The organism is Actinosynnema sp. (genome assembly GCF_052038725.1).
This window is the reverse complement of the sequence record NZ_JBQGCX010000596.1, coordinates 1-2,208: the sequence shown is the minus strand read 5'-3', so window position 1 is coordinate 2,208 and position 2,208 is coordinate 1. Positions and strand designations below refer to the sequence as shown.

Genomic DNA, 2,208 nt, shown 5'->3' with positions numbered 1-2,208 from the left:
GCCCGGTGGTTACCCCAGCGCCCCGGCGAGGTCTTCCATCCAGACCAGGCGGGCTTTGACCTGCTCGTCCCCCGCGCTGGCGGTCAGCAGGTCGGTGGCTTGGTCAGCGCTGGAGGAGGTCATCCGGTGCGTGCCGTCGGGAGCGACCAGCTCGGCACGGTCGGGGAAGGCCATGCCGTAGGCAGCCACCTCGACCTCACGGCGCGGAATCCGCTCGTAGACGACGGCGAACAGGCGTGGCATCTCGTCGACGACGAGGGCCCGCACGAGAGCGCGGAACCCCTCCACGGTGTAGACCGGCGCGTTCTCGTCCCGGTCGTCCTCGTGCTCTGTCACGGTGTCACTGATTGTGCTGTTCATGGTTTCCCCGGAAATCCTTGTCGGCGTGATGGAGATGCCCAGGCGGGCGTTATTCCACCGTTTCCGGATTGAGCAAATCATCATTCCCGCCTGTCGGACCAGCGCGATGACCGGGCGACTACAGGGCGAGTTCAGGGCGTGTCGTCCGTTTCTGCGGTTCTTCACGCCCGTGCGGGTGGATGTCCATCAAGTCTTTGTTGTTTCCGCGTGGGGCGGAGCTAGGGTCGGGTGACCATCGTGTCCAGGGGGTGGGGAATGGCCATGCGACGTCGGCGGTTGATCGCCCGACGGGAGCTGCTGGGGCACACGCAGGAATCGCTCGCGGCCGAGCTCGGGGTGGACCTGTCCACGGTGGGCCGGTGGGAACGCGGCGCCCAGGGGCTGACGCCGGGGATGCGCCCCCGCCTGGCCAAGGCGCTGAAGGTCTCCGCCACCGACCTCGCCGCGCTGTTCGCCTCCGACGAGAAGACCGAGGCGCCCGGTGACGCGGTGCGGCGCAGTCAGGAGCAGTGGCTGCGGGTGCGCAAGGCACCCGGCGCGCGGGGGCGGGAGCTGGCCGAGCTGGCGGCCTGGTTGTACCCGGCGGGACAGCGCGCGCCCGGCGGGCACGTCCTAGCCGGTCCCGGCTGGCTGCTGCCGCAGCCCATAGAGCTGGAACAGGTGCGATTGCACTTCACCGACCAGACCCCGCCCGTCCCGGAACTGCCGTCAACAGCAGGGTTGTTGCCCCTGAACGACCGAGGCGAGCCGTACACCGACTACAGCCGCGCGGTGCGCGACCTGGTACGTCCGCGCCTGCTGGAGAACCGTGTCAGCTACCGCCTGCTCGGCCTGCGCGCGGTCGACGGGACGCTGGAGCTGGAGTTCGGCACCACCACGTTCTTCGAGGTCTTCCACGTCAAGTCCTGCCTGGCGCACGAGTTCAAGGCCGCCTACCTGGCCGCCCAGGGCTCGGTGCCCGGCTGGGACGCCCTGCCGCTGCGCCAGGCCATCGGCGACCCGTTCGACCCGCGGCGGCTGGTGATGTCGCCGGGCATCGTCACCCTCACCCTGCGCCGAGGCGCTGGTGACGGGCACCGGTTCGTGCTGCACGAGCGGGACGGGGACTCGGTCGCTGACGGCGGCAGCCTGTGCTCCCTGATGCCTGCGGGCGAGTTCCAGCCGTCCTCGGTGCAGGCGGTGGACGTGCGCAACGACTTCTCCTTGTGGCGCAACATCATGCGCGAGTACTCCGAGGAGTTCCTGGCCAACCCCGAGCACGACGGCAACGGCGCCCGCGCCATCGACTACGCCAGCGAGGAACCCTTCGCCTCGTTCGAGCAGGCGCGGGCCGCCGGGCAGCTGCGGGTGTGGCACTACGGCCTGGTGGCGGACCCGCTCACCCTCGGCCCGAGCCAGCGCACCGTCGCGGTGGTCGACGACGTCGAGTTCGACCGGCTGTTCGGGGCGATGACGCGGGTCAACGACGAGGGCCGGGTCGTGGGCGAGGGCGGCAGGGCGGACATGCCGTTCACCGACGAGGCGATCACCCGGCTGGAGCCTCGGTTGTCGCCGGGGTCGTTGAGCCTGCTGCGCATGGCCTGGCGCGACCGCCACCTCCTGCTCGGTTGACCGCTTCTACTGCCTGGCGGAAAGGCGGCGTGAACAAGGCGCGAAGTAGGCGATGAGACAGCGTTGAACCCGTTGAGCTGCGAAAACAGCTCTGCGGTGGATTCGACCCGAGGTGGGCGTAACTTCCCGAAAGGGCACGGGAAAGCTACGGGAAAGCTACGGGAGAGTCGTTATCGTGACGGCTGGGTCGGCAGAACGACGATGGCGAGGGAGTGGTCGTGCAGGGACGTGGTGAAG

At 69.2% G+C, this 2,208-nt stretch carries 2 protein-coding genes; one reads left to right on the top strand and one right to left on the bottom strand.

Annotation, left to right across the window (positions count from 1 at the left end):
• Window positions 1-9: 9 nt before the first annotated feature.
• Window positions 10-336 (bottom strand): hypothetical protein, encoded by a 327-nt coding sequence (locus ACTUAL_RS12505; RefSeq protein WP_440900349.1) that lies wholly within the window; start codon window positions 334-336, stop codon window positions 10-12.
• A 279-nt stretch (window positions 337-615) separates the two neighbouring features.
• Between ACTUAL_RS12505 and ACTUAL_RS12500 the strand changes: the two genes are divergently transcribed.
• Complete coding sequence (locus tag ACTUAL_RS12500; protein WP_440900348.1) at window positions 616-1,971, top strand: helix-turn-helix domain-containing protein; 1,356 nt, start codon at window positions 616-618, stop codon at window positions 1,969-1,971.
• Window positions 1,972-2,208 lie beyond the last annotated feature (237 nt).

Coding starts and splice junctions, on each gene's coding strand:
- ACTUAL_RS12500 (WP_440900348.1), top strand. CDS start 616: ATGGCCATGCGACGTCGGCGGTTGATCGCCCGACGGGAGCTGCTGGGG.